Genomic DNA, 17,675 nt, shown 5'->3' on the forward strand with positions numbered 1-17,675 from the left:
TCTGCGCAGAAGCAATCGTTTGTTTCGGCTTCTGCCAGGCAGGACTATCACGTTAATGGTTCAGACAGGCAAACAGGTAACTCAATGAAAACAAGCAATAAAAGCGCAGCCGATCATCATGCTGCGAAACGTCGCTGGTTGAACTCTCATGAAGAGGGCTATCACAAGGCGATGGGCAACCGTCAGGTGCAGATGATCGCCATCGGCGGCGCTATCGGTACAGGTCTGTTTTTAGGTGCAGGCGCACGTCTGCAAATGGCTGGCCCCGCTCTCGCCCTGGTCTATCTGGTGTGCGGGATCTTCTCTTTCTTCATCCTTCGCGCCCTCGGCGAACTGGTACTCCACCGCCCTTCCAGCGGCAGCTTTGTCTCTTACGCCCGCGAGTTTCTTGGTGAAAAAGCCGCGTATGTCGCGGGCTGGATGTACTTCGTTAACTGGGCGATGACCGGTATCGTCGATATCACCGCCGTTGCGCTGTACATGCACTACTGGGGCGCGTTTGGCGATGTGCCGCAGTGGGTGTTCGCCCTTGGGGCGCTGGCAATTGTCGGGACCATGAACATGATCGGCGTGAAATGGTTCGCCGAGATGGAGTTCTGGTTCGCACTGGTGAAGGTGCTGGCCATTGTGATCTTCCTGGTGGTCGGAACCGTATTCCTCGGTACCGGTAAACCACTGGACGGTAACGCAACCGGCTTCCACCTGATTACCGATAACGGTGGTTTCTTCCCGCACGGCCTGCTGCCAGCGCTGGTTCTGGTGCAGGGGGTGGTGTTCGCCTTTGCTTCCATCGAACTGGTCGGTACGGCGGCAGGCGAATGTAAAGATCCGCAGACGATGGTGCCAAAAGCCATCAACAGCGTGATCTGGCGTATCGGTCTGTTCTATGTGGGTTCCGTGGTGCTGCTGGTGCTGCTGCTGCCGTGGAATGCATACCAGGCGGGGCAAAGCCCGTTTGTAACCTTCTTCTCTAAGCTGGGCGTGCCGTACGTGGGCAGCATCATGAACATCGTGGTACTGACCGCCGCGCTCTCCAGCCTGAACTCCGGGCTCTATTCGACGGGCCGTATCCTGCGCTCCATGTCGATGGGAGGCTCTGCGCCGAAGTTTATGTCGAAGATGAGCAGGCAGCAGGTTCCTTATGCGGGGATTCTGGCCACGCTGGTGGTTTACGTCTTTGGCGTGTTCCTGAACTATCTGGTGCCGTCCCGCGTATTTGAGATCGTTCTGAACGTGGCTGCACTGGGGATTATCGCCTCCTGGGCCTTTATTGTGGTCTGCCAGATGCGTCTGCGCAAAGCGATCAAAGAAGGCAAAGCGGCTGATGTGTGCTTCAAGATGCCGGGCGCACCGGTGACCTCCTGGCTCACCCTGCTGTTCCTGTTCAGCGTGCTGGTACTGATGGCGTTTGACTACCCGAACGGTACTTACACCATCGCGACGATCCCACTGCTGGCGGTTCTGCTGATTGCTGGTTGGTTCGGCGTGCGTAAGCGCGTTCACGAGATCCACAGCACCGCGCCGCTTCATCACGACGATGAAAAGCACGACGCACCGCTGGTAGAAGAAACCTCGCGTTAATAAAAAAGCCGGGTGGCGGCTTCGCCTTACCCGGCCTACATCTCATGGTTTTGTAGGCCCGGTAAGCGCAGCGCCACCGGGCAATTCCACCATCACAGCGCGATACGAATCACATCGTCAGGCTGGGTCGCTTCCTGCTGACGGGTTGATTTCTGTTTCACCGTTACGTACAGCGTTTTACCGTCCGCAGACAGCGCCAGGCTGTTCGGGTAAACCGGGGTATCGTAGGTCCTGGTCACTTTGTAGGTTTTGGCGTCAATCACGCTCACCTTGCCCGCCTCGCGGTGCGTCACATAGGCTTCGTTACGCGCCGGGTTAAACAGTACGGCCAGCGATGCTGGCGCGGCGATTTTCTGCATCACGCTGCCATCTTTCAGATTCACCACCAGCACTTCTGGCTGTTTTGAATCCGTCACAAACGCACGCTGGCCGGCAGTGTCCAGGCTCAGGTTCAGGTAGAAGTGCTCTTTTCCGTCATCCTGCACTTTTTTACGACTGAGGATTTTGTTGGTTGCCGTATCAATGGTCACCAGCTCGCCGTCCGCATTGGTGGTATACAGGCGTTTTGCCTTCGCATCCAGGGCCAGACCGGTGCTGAACGTGCCGGTGTTGGTGATGGTGTCCTTCAGCTTCAGCGTTGCGCCATCAACAACCCAGATCACGCTCTCCTTGCCGATACCGGTAATGTACACCGTATTGGTCGTGTCATCGGCCACCAGCTGGCGCGGCTGAAGCGGCTTCACCGTGTCGCTACGCTTGCGATCGTCCAGCACCAGGCGCCCTTTCACCTCGCTCGTTTTGGCGTCAATCGCCGTCACGGTGCTGTTGACGGTGTTACCGAACCACAGCGTCTGGGTGGCGTTATCGATCGTGGCGCCAAACGGCTTGAGATCGTTATGAATCGCCTGCGTCACTTCCAGCGTGACCGGATCCAGACGATAGACCACGCCGCCCTTATCGGTTTTGCGGCTTTGTGACGTCGCAACCCACAGCGCGTTTTCCTGCTGGCTGACGGCCATTTCATACGCGCCCTTGCCGACCGCTTTGCGCAGCATCTCTTCAGCGGCATGAACCTGGAACGTACCGGCAAACAGTAAAGAGCCCAACAGCAGAGACCCACGCAGGCGCGGCGAGCACAGATGACGTAAAGACATAACAATTCCTTTTTAAATGAGGAGATTTACCGCTGACATCACTTCCGGTGGGCAAAGTCATCGCTTTGCCGTTATTTTAATGAGAATAGTAATCATTAATGAGTTGAATGTGGAGTATTTCTTTCCTTCAAAACCTTACATTCACGAAATGTGCGGTTATAGTTTTCATAACATTTACAAAGGATTTAACATATATACACAGGTTCCAGTTGATTTGGTTCGAATTTTTCTTAACCGGTTTACTCCATGAAAATTATTACTGCCCGTAAGGCATCACTACCACTGCTCTTCGTTCCCGTCATTTTTGGCCCGCTGAGTGCGATGGCCGCGGATGAACAGACCCTGATCGTCAGCGCCACGCCGCAAACCGTCTCCGAACTGGACACCCCGGCCGCAGTCAGCGTGGTGAGCGGCGAGGATATGCGACATGCCACACCGCGCATCAACCTTTCTGAATCCCTTGGGAGCGTACCAGGCCTGCAAATCCAGAACCGCCAGAACTATGCTCAGGATCTGCAACTTTCCGTTCGCGGATTCGGCGCGCGTTCGACCTTCGGCGTACGCGGGATCCGCATGTACGTGGACGGCATTCCGGCAACCATGCCCGACGGCCAGGGGCAGACGTCAAACATTGACCTCAACAGCATTGAGAGCGTCGACGTGCTGCGCGGCCCCTTCTCTGCCCTGTACGGCAATGCCTCCGGCGGCGTGATCAACATCAACACCCAGACCGGACAACAGCCAGCCACAATTGAAGCCAGCAGCTATTACGGCAGCTACGGCACCTGGCGTTACGGCATGAAGGCCACCGGTGCGGTGGGCGACGGGACTCAGGCGGGGGATGTGGACTATGCGGTATCCACCACCCGTTTCACCACACATGGCTATCGTGACCACAGCGGCGCACGGAAAAACCTCGCCAACGCGAAACTGGGCGTGCGCATTGATGATGTCAGCAAGCTAACGCTGATTTTTAACAGCGTGGACATGAAAGCCAACGATCCGGGCGGACTGAGTTATCAGGAGTGGCAGAACAACCCGCGCCAGTCACCCCGTGGCGATCAGTACAATACGCGTAAAACCATTAAGCAGACCCAGGCTGGGATCCGCTACGACCGTCAGCTGAGCGAACAGGACGACCTCAGCGTGATGATGTACGCCGGTGAGCGTGAAATGACCCAGTACCAGTCCATTCCGGATACCACGCAGACTGAAAATCCAGCGCATTCGGGCGGCGTAATTGATATGCAGCGCCACTATCAGGGTATTGATACCCGCTGGACCCACCGCGGCGAGCTGCTGGTGCCGGTAACGTTTACCACCGGCCTTAACTACGAAAATATGAGTGAAAATCGCCGCGGTTATGAAAACTTCGTGATGAACAACGGCGTGCCGGATTTTGGCGTGAAGGGTAACAAACGCCGTGACGAACGTAACCTGATGTGGAACCTTGATCCCTACCTGCAAACCCAGTGGCAGCTCACGCAAAAGCTGTCCGTTGAGGCGGGCGTGCGTTACAGCTCCGTCTGGTTTGACTCCAACGATCATTACATTACCCCGCAAAACGGCGATGACAGCGGTGACGCCAGCTACCATAAATGGCTCCCGGCTGGTGCGGTGAAATACGCCGTGACCGACGCCTGGAACCTTTATGCCGCGGCGGGACGTGGATTTGAGACCCCGACCATCAACGAACTCTCCTACCGTTCTGATGGCAAAGGCGGCCTCAATATTAATCTGCAACCGTCAACCAACAACACCTATGAGATTGGCAGCAAAACCCGCATCGGCAATGGCATCCTGACGGCGGCGCTGTTCCGCACGGATACCGACAACGAGATCGTGGTGGACGAAAACAAAGATGGTCGCACTACCTACAAAAATGCGGGGAAAACGCGCCGTCAGGGTGTGGAAATTGCGCTCGACCAGCAGTTTGCCGAAAACTGGAAGCTGAAAATGGCGTGGACCTATCTCGATGCGACCTACCGTACCAACGTCTGTAGCAATGCAGACTGTAGCGGCAACCGGATGCCGGGGATTGCCCGTAACATGGGGTATGCGTCGTTTGGCTGGGAGCCTGAGGAAGGCTGGTACGCGGGGGCAGATGCCCGCTACATGAGCGACGTGATGGCAAACGACACCAATACCGCCAAAGCGCCCTCTTATACCGTGGTCGGTCTGAATACCGGGTATAAACTCAATTACGGCAAATGGGGAATGGACATCTTTGGTCGCGTCGATAACCTGTTTGATAAAGAGTACGTCGGTTCAGAGATTGTAAACGCCGGCTACAATCGCTATTACGAACCCGCCCCTGGCCGTAACTATGGCGTGGGCCTGTCGGTCTCTTATCGCTTTGAGTAAAACATTTTCCGGCAGCGCACGTTGCCGGTAAAAAATAACATCATTCCCGGTAGCCTTAAGCGCCGGGAATATACTCAGGGAAGTTTAAAACGAATAAAAAAATAAGTGCGCCAGTGCGATCCTTAACTGTAGTATTGCCGTTGCAGGAGGATATTAGCTTCATCAATGGCTCGGTCGATCGCTTCCCGACTGGCCGTCACGTCCCTTTGCTCAAGCGCAGAAAGCAGATCGGCATAATGGTAAGTCGTTGCAGGGATATCTTTCATCTCTTCGTGCAGGTAGTTGATACACGGACCAATCCGTACCCAGAGCTGCTCAATCAGCGAGTTCAGGGTCGGCATTTCGGCATACTGATAAAGCGTAAACCGGAACACGCGGTTGGCATGGATCGCCTTCTGCACGTCGCCCTGATGCATGGCGGTGCTGAAGTTATCTGACAGCGCGCGTAATGCATCCAGTTTGGTCTCGGTCATATTCTGACACGCCGCCGCAACGGCCATCGGCTCAAGCTGTTTTCGAATGGCGTTAATTTCGTTATAACGCTCCAGCGTAACCTCTGGCACCAAAAACGCCTGAGCAGGCGTGGCCTGTAATGCGCCTGCCGACACCAGGCGCAGCAGGGCTTCGCGCACCGGTGTGATGCTGGTGCCTAATTTATCCGCAATCTCTTTCGTGATGAGTCGAGCCCCAGGTTTTAATGAGCCCGTAATTAACGCTCCCTTTAAACTGTTCTCAACTTGCATCGTCAGACTGATTCTTTGTGCTTTTTCCAGGTTTTCCAAATCAAGCATGTTTAATTCCCGTAGCCAAAACAAAATGCCATTTTCAGCGACTGTTTAAAAAAACATCGCCGGTTTGATATATCCTGTATCGTCATGCCTGGTATGAAGGGCGCGCGTTAAAATAAAAATTGTTCAATTAATATTACGTTTACCACTTCTGGCTCAGCTGGGCCGATGGCGCGCAATGCTTATGGATTAATTAAAGACAATATATCGTATCTTCACAAATAATTATGGCGGACTTTGCCCGCCATAACCGATGCTCTGTTTAGTCCGCCGCCACGCGGATCACGACCTTGCCGAAGTTTTTCCCTTCCAGCAGCCCAATCAGCGCCTCCGGCGCCGCGTCCAGCCCTTCGGTGACCTGCTCGCGATAGTGAATTTTGCCTTCCTTCACCCAACGTCCCATTTCCTGCTGGAACTCGTCGATACGATGACCATAGTCCTGAGCGATGATAAAGCCCTGCATGCGGATGCGTTTTTTGAGGATGGTCCCCATCAGCAGCGGCAAGCGATCCGGACCATCCGGCAGGTTGGTCGCGTTGTAGCCGCTGACCAGTCCGCAAACAGGTACGCGCGCGGAGGTATTCAGGAGCGGCAGTACGGCGTCAAAGACTTTACCGCCGACGTTTTCATAATACACGTCAATGCCCTGCGGGCAGGCTTTCGCCAGCTGTTCGGAAAAATCATCCGCATGGTGATCCAGACAGGCGTCGAAACCGAGCACGTCGACCGCATGGCGGCATTTCTCCTCCCCGCCGGCCACGCCGATAACCCGGCACCCCTTGATTTTACCGATCTGCCCCACCGTTGCGCCGACCGGCCCCGTGGCTGCCGCCACGACAAGCGTTTCCCCCGCCTGAGGCTGGCCGATATCAAGCAGCCCCATATACGCGGTGAAGCCCGGCATTCCCAGCACGCCGAGTGCCCATGAAGGGTGCGACGGGTTTTCGCCCAGCCTGACCAGTCCTTTCCCGTCGGAAAGTTCATACTCCTGCCAGCCGCTGTAGCCCAGAACCCACTCGCCCTCTTTATAATCCGGATGGCGGGAGGTCTCGACGCGGCTTACCGTGCCGCCCACCATCACCGCGCCAATCTCGACAGGAGGTGAATAGGATGGGGCATCGCTCATACGGCCCCGCATGTACGGATCAAGCGAGAGCCATACGGTGCGTAATAACACCTGCCCCTCTGCGGGCGTGGGGATCGGCTGCTCTTCCAGGCGGAAATTTTCGGCAACCGGTGCGCCGTGTGGACGGGAAGCCAGTACCCAGCGTCGGTTTTGCGTAGTTGATTGACTCATTCATCGCTCCTTACAGCTGAAAATGTCATTCAAGTCTGGCACGTTATCCAGCGGATCGCCTTTGCATTATGAGCCGGACTGATTAAGCCGCACGACCAGATAAAGGCACGATTCATCCGTTTCGTTAATAAACCGGCAGTCGTTCGGCGGCCCGAGTTCCAGACAATCTCCGGCCTTCATTTCATGGCGGGTGTCCCCCTCCAGAAAGACCAGTTCACCTGCCTGCAACCAAATCAGCTGTCGCGCCAGCGCATAAGAGGAGGCGGGCATCGGCACATCGCTGCCCGCGGGCAGTTCCACCTGGACGAGGTCAATAGGCATATCGCTGCGCGGCGACACATGACGACGTAAATAGTGGGTTTGCGGATCGCGCCAGACGGGCTGGTTCGCCAGACGTAACAGTTTGCCCTCCTGCATTTCCGCGCGCGCAATGAGCGTAGACATGCTAATACCGAAGGCACCGGATAACCGGGCAAGCAGCGTCGCCGTTGGGCTACTGTCCCCCCGTTCAATCTTATGGATCATGGCGCGTGAAATACCTGCCCGTTCGGCCAGTTCGCTTAATGACCAGCCCCGCGACTCGCGTTCAAGGCGTATGCGGGCGCTAATGCGTTGATTCATATTGTCTGTCATTGTGTTCATGACGTCATACTATAGTGTACGGATGGTTTTTCGGGGCAGTTTGGTGACAAAAAAATAGGGATTTTGTCGTAGCGATGCAACACAAGAACTGTGTAATATTGTGAGTGAATCGTACTACTATAGTAAACAACACAGCCAGAGGTTTACCATGATCGTTCGTCATGCCTGCAAAGAAGATTGTGCCGCTATCGGTGAAATTTATAACCATGCGGTGCTGCACACCGCCGCCATCTGGAACGATACAACTGTCGACACCGATAACCGTATTGCATGGTTTGAGGCGCGCACGCTGTTGGGTTATCCGGTGCTGGTCAGTGAAGAAGAAGGTGTTGTGACGGGATACGCCTCATTTGGCGACTGGCGAGCGTTCGACGGTTTTCGCCATACGGTGGAGCACTCGGTTTACGTTCATCCCGATCATCAGGGCAAAGGCATCGGTCGGCTGCTGATGACGGAATTAATCAAGGAAGCCCGCCAGATTGGTAAACATGTGATGGTTGCCGGTATCGAGGCGCAGAACCATGCGTCGATTCATCTGCACGAAACCCTGGGCTTTGTTACCACCGGTAATATGCCGCAGGTGGGAACCAAATTCGGTCGCTGGCTGGATTTAACCTTTATGCAACTCCAGCTCGATGAGCGCAGCGATCCGGATGCTCTGCCATGAATCAATCGTTGACGTTAGCGTTTCTGGTGGCCGCCGGGATTGGGCTGGTGGTACAAAACACCCTGATGGTGCGCATTACGCAATCCTCTTCCACTATTCTTATCGCCATGCTGCTGAACTCGCTGGTGGGGATTGTGCTGTTTGTCAGCATTTTGCTTATGAAAAATGGCCTGGCGGGGTTTAGCGAACTGGCGTCAACGGTGCGCTGGTGGACGTTAGTACCCGGCCTGCTGGGGTCATTTTTTGTCTTTGCCAGTATTAGCGGGTATCAGAATGTGGGCGCGGCAACGACCATTGCCGTGCTGGTGGCAAGCCAGCTGATTGGCGGCCTGGTGATGGACATCCTCAAGAGCAACGGTGTCCCCCTGCGGGCGCTGGTAGGCCCGGTCTGCGGCGCAGTGATGCTGGTGGTCGGCGCCTGGCTGGTGGCACGGCGCCAGTTTTAACCCTTACAGGATAGTCCCACCCTGCGTGAGGTGGGCATGGCGCGCCTCCGCCTCTTCTTTATGCTGCTTACCATGATGCGCAATCGCGGTACGCAGGCGCTGCTGCTGGGTATAGCGATCTTCACGGCTGAGCTCTGCATCGTCGCTTAATTCGATCAGCAGTTCGTTCATGTGGGTAATTATGCTCTCTTCGATGGCGGCATCGACGCGGGCGATAACATCGTTTAAATGTGGCATTGTCACTCCTTTCCAAATGCCCGGTGGCGCTACGCTTACCGGGCCTACGGGTGGTAACTGTAGGCCGGGTAAGGCATAGCCGCCACCCGGCAAGAATACGATCAGTTCAGCTTCGCTTTCGAGAAGTCACTGCCCATCAGACTCACGCTGTACCCGGTCACGTTGCTGCGGGTCGCGTAGAACGTTTTGCCGTTAGCTAACGCAATCCACGGTGCCTGCTGGTAGAAAATCTCCTGTGCCTGGCCATACAGCTTCGCACGTTCGTCCGGGTTGCTGGTCAGTTTGGCCTTTTGCACCAGCTCATCATACCCCTTATCACACCAGCGCGCGGCGTTAGATCCGGTTTTGATGCTGTTACAACCCAGCAGCACATCGGCGAAGTTGTCCGGATCGCCGTTATCAGACATCCAGCCGAACAGCGCGGAATCATGCTCGCCTTTACGCATGCCGGAGAGATATTCCCCCCACTCGTATGAGACGATTTTCGCCTTCACGCCCACTTTCGCCCAGTCAGCCTGGATCATCTCCGCAATGCGTCGCGAGTTCGGGTTGTACGGACGCTGAACCGGCATGGACCAGAGGGTCACTTCCGCGCCCTTATCCAGACCCGCCTGCTTCAGCAGCGCTTTCGCTTTTTCCGGATCGTAGCCGTAATCCTTCAGGTCTTTGTTAAAGCCGAGCATGTTCGGCGGGATCGGCGATTTAGCGACCGTACCAGACCCCATAAAGACCGCGTTAACAATGGCCTTTTTGTCCGTTGCGTAATTCAGAGCCTGGCGCACCAGCACGTTATCAAACGGTTTTTTCTCCGTGTTGAACGCCAGGTACCCCACGTTCAGCGCATCCACCGAGTGCAGGGTCAGGTCTTTGTTTTTCTTGATCGCTTCAAACTGCACCGGCGACGGCGCAGGAATGATCTGACACTCGTTCGTATGCAGCTTAGCCAGACGCGTCTCAACGTTTGGCGTGATGGAGAAGATCAGGTGTTTGGTCGGCACCTCTCCCTCCCAGTAGTTCGGATTGGCGACGTAGCGGATCAGCGAATCCACCTTGTACTGCTGAAGCACATACGGGCCGGTGCCGATTGGCCAGGTATCCACATTTTCAGGCGTACCCTTTTTCAGCATCGCGTCCGCGTACTCGGCAGAGAGGATCGAGGCGAAGTCCATTCCCCAGTCGGCCAGGAACGCCGCGTTGGGTTCACTCAGCGTGAACTGAACGTGATAATCGTCGATCTTTTTCACATCCTGAATGAGCTTGTCGAGGCCCACGTCATTAAAGTATTCGTAATTACCCTGGGAAACATTGTGATAGGGATGCTTAGGGTCTTTCTGACGCATAACGGAGAAAATAACGTCATCAGCGTTAAAATCACGGGTCGGTTTGAAGTATTTATTGCTGTTGAACTTTACCCCTTTACGCAGGGTAAACGTGTATGTTTTGCCGTCTGGCGAAATGGTCCACGACTCGGCCAGAGAAGGCACCGGCGTGTTTTTTACCGGGTCGAAGTTAATCAGACGGTTATACAGCGTTTGCGAGCTGGCGACAAACGAGGGCCCAGAGCTGGCGATCTGCGGGTTAAACGACTCCGGCGACGCCTCGGAGCAGTAGATAATGGTGTCTTTGTTTTCCGCCCATGCGGCGCTTGCCGGTAGCAGCGCGCTCAGCGCGAGGGCCAGCACGGTTTTCCCTGTAGACATGGTTATTACCCTTTCGGTTTTATTATAGTGAACAGTAATAACAGCACAGACGTTTTGGCCTGACAAATAACGAATCACTATCAGGTTATTCTAAAGCTGTACATTTCGCTGGTTTTAGCATCAGCCCGCAAAAACCGATTTGCCTTAAGGTCCATTATTCGTCAAGCACAACCGTCACGATCAATGCCGCAAGAAATCGTCCCTTTTGCCGTCTCCTCAGCCGTTTGCTTGCTTACCTGATTCGCTAAAGTAATGGCGTGAAAAAGTCTACAGGACCAAATCGTGGCAAAAACACTTTTACGCAGCGGTAATCTGGATGATTTTCAGGCCGTTGGCGGCGGCGGACAGGCCGTTTTTGAATCAGCGCTGCAAATCCGCGAAGCGCTTCGGTTGCGCAAACAACAGGCTATCGTTGATTGCCTGGCCATCCCCCAGGTCAACGACGGCGGCGATCGCGTTGACTGGTACTCCCCGGTTGAGGGAACCGTCTCCAGCTGGAAGGCAGCGGATGAAGATGATCGTTATCGCGCCCTGCGCTATCTGGAAAACACGCTCACCAGCGTGGAGTCGCTGAGTAAAAAATGCCTTCAGTCACCGAAAACGGCGCAGCAACTGTTTGGCTCTCTGCTCTCAAAAGCCTTTCAGTTTCCCGGTGAAAACTTTGTTTTCCTGGTGGATGGCAAACCGGTGATCTGCTTCTGGGGTTTCGTCAACCTTAACGAAAACGCGCGCGATGACGTGCTGGACTGCCTGCGCGAATCGTTGGTCACTGAACCTGAGCCAGTGGTGATTAACGAGCCTGAACCTGAACCGGAGCCAGAACCGGCCCCGGTGGTGACCTTTGAGCAGGCCGACGCGCCGCTTATCACGCCTGTGACTACAGTCCGTATCACCGACGATGAACTGTATACGCCAGAGCCGGTGCGCATGAACGCCGCGCCGCCAGAGCCCGCACCGGCGGCCATACAGAAAAAACGTCGCTCCCCCCTGTGGTTGCTGCCGGTTGCCGCCGTCATTATTGCAGCCATCGCCACCCCGCTGCTCTGGCCAAAACAGGCCCCGATCGCAGCGCCTGTTGCCACACCAGCGCCAGTACCCGTCGCCATTGCTCCGGCCCCCATAAAGACGGTTGAGCCGCTTGAACTGAAACTCCCGCTGCACCAGGCCGAAGTGGTAGAGCCGAAGGTGAAAACGCCTGCCCCGGCAGCCGAACCGGTGGTCATTACCGCGATACCGAAAGATGCGATGGTGATGGAGGCAAACCAGGTCAAAGCGGGGTTAACGCGCTTCCTGAACGGCACCTGGCGCGCGTTTCTCGATGTGCAGGATCCGCTCACCGGCAAACCGCCGTCGCTGCGCTACCAGATCCAGAACAATAAAGGTTTCGCCCGGGTCGTGCATGGCGACAACATTGTCTGCCGGGTAGACGTCTTTTCCGGATTACACAGCAACGGCGAGCTGTTGATCAAAACGCGCGGAAACGCGCGTTGCACCGACGGTTCACGCTATCCGATGCCGGAAGTGACCTGTAAGGCAGGTGCCAGCGATGTGGCGGAATGCACCGCACGTTACGATGCCAACACCGTCGTTCCTTTGACGTTCAAGAAAGCAGGTGTTTGATCCTATGCTGGTTAATCTTTGCGACTATAAACAGAGCGTGACGCTGATTGCTAACAGCGGCGTGCAGTTTCTCGATTTTGGCCTGACTCCGCAGGACACCGCCAGCAACGGGCGTTTTGTGCGTAAAACGGCAAATGGCCCGCTGCTGCGTCTGGATTTTGACCTGGTTAACGGCCGGTACACGCTCCCTGCCACCGATGGCGGGCAGCCGGAAGTGGTCAAGCCTGAAAGCACCATTCCACTGCATGACTCCCTGACCGTGCTGGACGGCGTCTGGCTGCCGATCCCTTTCCTGCGCTTTAACCCGCCGCGGACGTTTGTTGAAGGCCCGGATAACTGGGCGCGCGTCCAGGTACGAAAGCTTTCCACGCCCGACGCAGCTGGCAATACGCATCGGGTCACCGTCGCGCTCGACAGCCAGATTGCAGAGCATGCGACGTCTGCCCTGTCGCCGGTTGAAAACGATATCCTGAACGGCACGCGTTTCGCGCTCGCCTGGCGCGACAGTGAGGTTGAGAGTTTCCTCGACCAGACCTGGATTGACGGCTGGCTGCGCGAAGCCTTCACGCAGTTTGCCGACGGGGTTGAAAAACGCTCCGAGCGCGAGCTGCATCAGGCCATGCGCAGCTTTGAATATCAGGCGCACTGGCTCAACCTGCTCTCCATGCTCGGTGAACAACTCACCGTGCCGGAAGTGAAGTTTGTCACCCACACCCTGAGCACCCCTGCTATTCCTGTCGATTTGATCCTTGACGTAGGCAACACCCATACCTGCGGCGTGATTATTGAAGATCATGGTGATGCCAACGACGGCCTGCGCCAGACGGCTGAACTTCAGGTACGATCTCTGAGTGAGCCGCAGTTCCTGAATGAGCCGCTGTTTACCAGCCGACTTGAGTTTTCTGAAGCGCGTTTTGGCAAACAGCACTTCTCCGTGGAAAGCGGCCGGGAGGATGCGTTCGTCTGGCCGTCGATTGTCCGCGTGGGTGATGAAGCGCGTAAGCTGGCGATGCAGCGTCTGGGCACGGAAGGCAACAGCGGCATCTCCAGCCCGCGTCGCTATCTGTGGGACGAGACGCCGGTGGTGCAGGACTGGCGCTTTAGCCAGATGAACAGCAAAACCCAGCGCGAACCGCTGGCAACTGCGTTTCCGCTGATGAACCTGATGAACGACGACGGGGAACCGCTCTTTACGCTGCCGCAGGATGAGCGCCTGCCGGTGTTCTCTCCGCAGTACAGCCGCAGCACCCTGATGACGCACATGCTCTGCGAGCTGCTGGCTCAGGCGCTTGGCCAGATTAACAGCGTGGCCACCCGCCTGCGGCTCGGCTTCCCGGCCTCTCCCCGCCAGCTGCGGACGCTGATCCTCACCCTGCCGTCGGCAATGCCGAAACAGGAGCGCGAGATTTTCCGTCGCCGCATGTTCGAAGCCATCGCCATCGTCTGGAAGGCGATGGGCTGGCACCCGCAGGATGAAGATTTTGCCAGCCGCAAGCAGCAGGAAAAAAGCGTGGTGCCGGTCCCTGAGATCCAGATGGAGTGGGACGAGGCCAGCTGCGGCCAGCTGGTGTGGCTGTATAACGAAGCCATTTCCCATTTTGGTGGACAGACCGAGGCCTTTTTCGCCTCCCTCGCCCGTCCGGATCGCGCGCCTGAGCCTGGCGTCCAGCCGGGGCGTGCGCTGCGCGTGGCCTCGATTGATATCGGCGGCGGCACGACGGATATGGCCATCACGCACTATCAGTTAGATGATGGTTCCGGGAATAACGTCAAAATCACCCCGCAGCTGCTGTTCCGCGAAGGGTTCAAGGTCGCTGGCGACGACACGCTGCTGGACGTGATCCAGCGCTACGTTCTGCCCGCCCTGCAAACCCAGCTTCAGAAATCCGGCATAGCCGATGCCTCCCAGCTGATGGCATCCCTGTTCGGTGACTCCGGGCGGATCGATACCCAGGCGGTCCTGCGCCAGCAGACGGCGCTTCAGCTCTTTATGCCGATCGGTCACGCGATCCTGGCGGCGTGGGAATCGAGCGATGTTGACGATCCGCTGGCCGGGTTGCATGCCACCTTTGGCGATCTGCTTGCGCAAAAACCGACGCGCAACGTGATGAATTATCTCCAGCAGGCGATCGACCATGCGTTGCCTGCCGGCTCAGAACACTTTGATCTGTTCAGCGTACCGCTGCACGTCAGCTTCCGGGAGATGCGGGACGCCATGCTGGCGGGTCAGTTCACGCTTGCCGCCCCGCTTCATGCGGTATGTGAGGCGATCTCTCATTACAGCTGCGATATCCTGCTGATCACGGGACGGCCGGGCTGTCTGCCGGGCGTTCAGGCCTTGATTCGCCACCTGCAACCGGTGCCCGTCAACCGCATCGTCTGGCTGGATAAATACCAGGTTCATGAATGGTATCCGTTCAGCCAGCAGGGACGGATCGGCAACCCGAAATCCACCGCTGCGGTGGGAGCGATGCTTTGTAGCCTGGCGCTGGATCTTCGTCTGCCGCGCTTTAACTTTAAAGCAGCGGATATCGGCGCGTACTCTACGGTGCGCTATCTGGGCGCGCTGGATAACACGATCAATACCCTGCGGGACGAGAACGTCTGGTATCACGATATCGACCTCGATAAACCCGGCGCGAAACTGGACGCCCGTCTGCACTTCCCGCTGCGCGGCAACGTTACGCTCGGCTTCCGGCAGTTGGCCAATGCCCGCTGGCCCGCGACGCCGCTCTATACCCTGAGCATCAACTCAGCCGAGCTGGCGAAAGCCATTGCGGGCGACGGCGTACTGAACGTGCGCCTGAAGCTGCGTGGCGGCACTAAGCAGGAAGGCCCGGAATCTTTCGAGCTGAGTGATGCCTGGCTACAGGACGGCACGCCAGTGCCGCCGGATGCCCTGACCTTTAAACTGAATACTCTGGCCGATCGCCGACACAGCGGCAGCCACTACTGGATCGACAGCGGGAGCGTATACCTCAAATGACTGCGACGACTGCCACCACTCAGGCCTTAATCGGGTGGATCAACGAGACGCGACAGCACGCCCCGATGCTGGATAACGAAGCCGACGCCCTGCTTGCCCGCCTTAACGCAGTAAGCGCGCGTGAAGAGGCGCTCGATGCTGCCCTTGTCAGCCAGGGCAGCATCGGCTTATACGGCCACTCGCAGGCCGCAAAAGCGCACCTGCTGGCTGCTCTTTGCGGCAGCGGGGACGAACGGCTGAACGTTACGCCGGGTCAACGCACGTTTGATTACTTCTCGCATATTAACCCCGGGCATGCACCGACCAACATGGCCGTGCGTTTCAGCAGAGCGTCCCGCGAGGTCGCGGACGACGCGTTTCCCTTACGCCTGCGCCTGGTAACGGAGGCCGAGCTGGTGCAGCTGTTTATCGCGCGCACCACGCTGGATCCGCAGATCCGCGCGGTGGATAAATTGGTGATTGAAGCCCGGCTTGAGAAGTGGCGGGCACTGCGTCAACCGCAGAGCGTGCCGGGAATGACGGCGCGGGAAGTCGCGACCATTGCCCGGTTCTGGCAAAGCGTAGTACCCGGCGCTAAGCAGCATATTGATGATGCCCTGTGGCACCAGTTTGCCCTGCTGGTTCCGTCGCTTGATCTCAGCACCCGCGCCAGCGTCTGGTCTCTGCTGTGGGGTGAGCAGCAGGAGTTAACCCAGCAGTGGCTTAAATTCGCTCAGGTGCTGCATCAAACCAGCCATGCCAGCGCGCTTGCGGCGCCGTTAAGTCTGCTGGTGGACAGCTTTGGTCTGCCCTGCGAAGGCTTCCTTACGCACGGGGCGTTTACCGTGCCGGAAGCACAGGAAACACTGCTTCATCCGGTAAAAAACGGCGAGCTGCTTAACGCCATTAGCCTGCCCGTCGATGTACTGGCATCTCTGACCCGCGAAGTGGTGCTGCCCGTTGAGAACTGCGTGCTGGATAATGTTGACATCATTGATATCCCTGCCATTTCTGAGGAAAACACGCCGCTGATGATGCAGGCAAAATGCCTGTGGTTGCTGGAGCATTATCGTCAGCACATTCAGCCGGATGTCCTGGTTATCTGCAATGCGACGGCGCACCACCAGCAGACCGCGAAAACGGCAAGGCTCCTGCAAAACTGGGTCAAAGAGACGCAGCCGGTTGAAGAATCCGCATTGCCGGGGCTGGTCTGGGCCATTACCCCTCATGATGCGCGGTTTACCACAAAGCAGAATCTGGACGAAGCGGTGCAGCAATTGCTGGGCCAGCCGGGTCTGCGCTGGGGCACGCTCCAGGCGCTCGATACCCACAGCATGCAGCGGGTGATTGAGTGGCTGTCGCAGGCTACCCTGCCGGCAAAGCGCCAGAAGCGTCTCCGCGCGCTGAACAGGCTGTTACAAGAGTCGCTGTCGACGCTGATTCGCCCATATGTCGCGCCTCTCACTCAGGAGCCAGGCGCAGGGCGGGCACAGGCCGAAAAAATGGTCCGAACGCTGCAAGGCAGTGCCGCTCGTCATGGTGAACTGCTTGAGGGACTTCTGCCGCCGTTAAACGCGTTTGAGACGCTGCTGACCGTTCACCAGCCTCGTGAGGAACAGGTCAACGGCCTGTTTAACGATGTTATCGATCTGTTTGCGGAAGAGACGCAGGAAAATCCAGGCGCGTTGCAGACCAAAGACAAGGCGCGGCTGGCCCATAACGTGTGGGTTAACCATCTTCGTCAGTGGAGTCGCAACGACGCGGCGGCTGCCCGTCTGGGCCTGGACGCAGAGGTATTACAGCAGATTGCGGATGTGCTGATCGTTACCAGCTACCGGCTGGATCTGCCGCTGCAACTGCAACGCATTGCAGAAAAAGATAAAAGCAGTGCCGCGCAGCTGCATGCCGCGACAGGCAATTTCATTAGCTGGCTTGGCTATGAAATGACGCCCGTTTCTGAACGGCCTGCAAGCCGGATCCGCAAAGGTCAGCCAATTTTTGTGACGCCAGTTGTGAGCAGCGCTTCACCCCGTCTTACCCGACTTGGCGAGCAGCCTGTCCATGCGGCGACAGCCTATGTTTATGACTGGCTGGTTGCGCTCTACACCCGCGCGATTGAAAACGTGGATTATCAGTGCCCGTATGACGTTCAGCCTGCTGCGCGGAAAGCCTTGTCTGCCCTGCTGTCTTAATCATTGCAGCCCGCAGCAATGC

Annotated in this window: 13 protein-coding genes; 7 read left to right on the forward strand and 6 right to left on the reverse strand. The window is 56.8% G+C overall.

The window, feature by feature from the left end:
• Positions 1-84: 84 nt before the first annotated feature.
• Positions 85-1,581: an L-asparagine permease gene (gene ansP / locus ACQG1Y_RS12245; RefSeq protein WP_015570454.1), complete on the forward strand. Its 1,497-nt coding sequence runs from the start codon at positions 85-87 to the stop codon at positions 1,579-1,581.
• Between the two features lie 92 nt (positions 1,582-1,673).
• Here the strand turns inward: ansP and ACQG1Y_RS12250 are convergent, their stop codons facing one another.
• Positions 1,674-2,735 carry a YncE family protein gene (locus ACQG1Y_RS12250; RefSeq protein WP_023303790.1) on the reverse strand — a complete coding sequence of 354 codons (1,062 nt, stop codon included), beginning with the start codon at positions 2,733-2,735 and terminating at the stop codon, positions 1,674-1,676.
• A gap of 246 nt (positions 2,736-2,981) precedes the next feature.
• Between ACQG1Y_RS12250 and pqqU the strand changes: the two genes are divergently transcribed.
• Positions 2,982-5,099 (forward strand): TonB-dependent receptor PqqU, encoded by a 2,118-nt coding sequence (gene pqqU, locus ACQG1Y_RS12255; RefSeq protein ID WP_017382279.1) that lies wholly within the window; start codon positions 2,982-2,984, stop codon positions 5,097-5,099.
• A 122-nt stretch (positions 5,100-5,221) separates the two neighbouring features.
• Here pqqU and ACQG1Y_RS12260 read toward each other — a convergent pair whose 3' ends face one another.
• The 3 genes from ACQG1Y_RS12260 to ACQG1Y_RS12270 form a co-directional block, all read right to left on the reverse strand.
• Entirely contained in the window at positions 5,222-5,890 is a 669-nt protein-coding gene (locus ACQG1Y_RS12260) for a GntR family transcriptional regulator (RefSeq protein WP_003856981.1), read from the reverse strand.
• 259 nt (positions 5,891-6,149) lie between these two features.
• A complete protein-coding gene (locus ACQG1Y_RS12265) occupies positions 6,150-7,184 on the reverse strand; it encodes an NADP-dependent oxidoreductase (protein ID WP_032103593.1) in 1,035 nt (344 codons plus the stop codon).
• Positions 7,185-7,250: 66 nt separating this feature from the next.
• Positions 7,251-7,826 carry a helix-turn-helix domain-containing protein gene (locus ACQG1Y_RS12270; RefSeq protein WP_017382277.1) on the reverse strand — a complete coding sequence of 192 codons (576 nt, stop codon included), beginning with the start codon at positions 7,824-7,826 and terminating at the stop codon, positions 7,251-7,253.
• A 148-nt stretch (positions 7,827-7,974) separates the two neighbouring features.
• On the opposite strand from ACQG1Y_RS12270, the gene ACQG1Y_RS12275 reads away from it, so the two are divergent.
• A complete protein-coding gene (locus tag ACQG1Y_RS12275; RefSeq protein WP_047717467.1) occupies positions 7,975-8,493 on the forward strand; it encodes a GNAT family N-acetyltransferase in 519 nt (172 codons plus the stop codon).
• Positions 8,490-8,939, forward strand: a complete 450-nt coding sequence (locus ACQG1Y_RS12280) for a DMT family transporter (RefSeq protein ID WP_047717466.1) — start codon at positions 8,490-8,492, stop codon at positions 8,937-8,939. The genes ACQG1Y_RS12275 and ACQG1Y_RS12280 overlap by 4 nt, the downstream gene beginning before the upstream one ends.
• A gap of 3 nt (positions 8,940-8,942) precedes the next feature.
• Here the strand turns inward: ACQG1Y_RS12280 and ACQG1Y_RS12285 are convergent, their stop codons facing one another.
• Positions 8,943-9,176 (reverse strand): YdcY family protein, encoded by a 234-nt coding sequence (locus tag ACQG1Y_RS12285; RefSeq protein ID WP_169722184.1) that lies wholly within the window; start codon positions 9,174-9,176, stop codon positions 8,943-8,945.
• A gap of 101 nt (positions 9,177-9,277) precedes the next feature.
• Positions 9,278-10,876: an ABC transporter substrate-binding protein gene (locus ACQG1Y_RS12290; RefSeq protein ID WP_368740397.1), complete on the reverse strand. Its 1,599-nt coding sequence runs from the start codon at positions 10,874-10,876 to the stop codon at positions 9,278-9,280.
• A gap of 282 nt (positions 10,877-11,158) precedes the next feature.
• Between ACQG1Y_RS12290 and ACQG1Y_RS12295 the strand changes: the two genes are divergently transcribed.
• Genes ACQG1Y_RS12295 through ACQG1Y_RS12305 form a run of 3 tightly spaced genes read left to right on the forward strand, consistent with a single transcriptional unit; the run spans position 11,159 to position 17,653 of the window.
• Entirely contained in the window at positions 11,159-12,496 is a 1,338-nt protein-coding gene (locus ACQG1Y_RS12295; RefSeq protein ID WP_017693366.1) for an SrfA family protein, read from the forward strand.
• 4 nt (positions 12,497-12,500) lie between these two features.
• Entirely contained in the window at positions 12,501-15,482 is a 2,982-nt protein-coding gene (locus ACQG1Y_RS12300; RefSeq protein WP_368740396.1) for a virulence factor SrfB, read from the forward strand.
• Positions 15,479-17,653 carry a virulence factor SrfC family protein gene (locus ACQG1Y_RS12305; RefSeq protein WP_203452899.1) on the forward strand — a complete coding sequence of 725 codons (2,175 nt, stop codon included), beginning with the start codon at positions 15,479-15,481 and terminating at the stop codon, positions 17,651-17,653. Before ACQG1Y_RS12300 ends, ACQG1Y_RS12305 begins: the two co-directional genes overlap by 4 nt.
• Positions 17,654-17,675: the final 22 nt, after the last annotated feature.

The organism is Enterobacter cloacae complex sp. 397G4 (genome assembly GCF_050031515.1).
Taxonomy (GTDB): domain Bacteria; phylum Pseudomonadota; class Gammaproteobacteria; order Enterobacterales; family Enterobacteriaceae; genus Enterobacter; species Enterobacter hormaechei_C.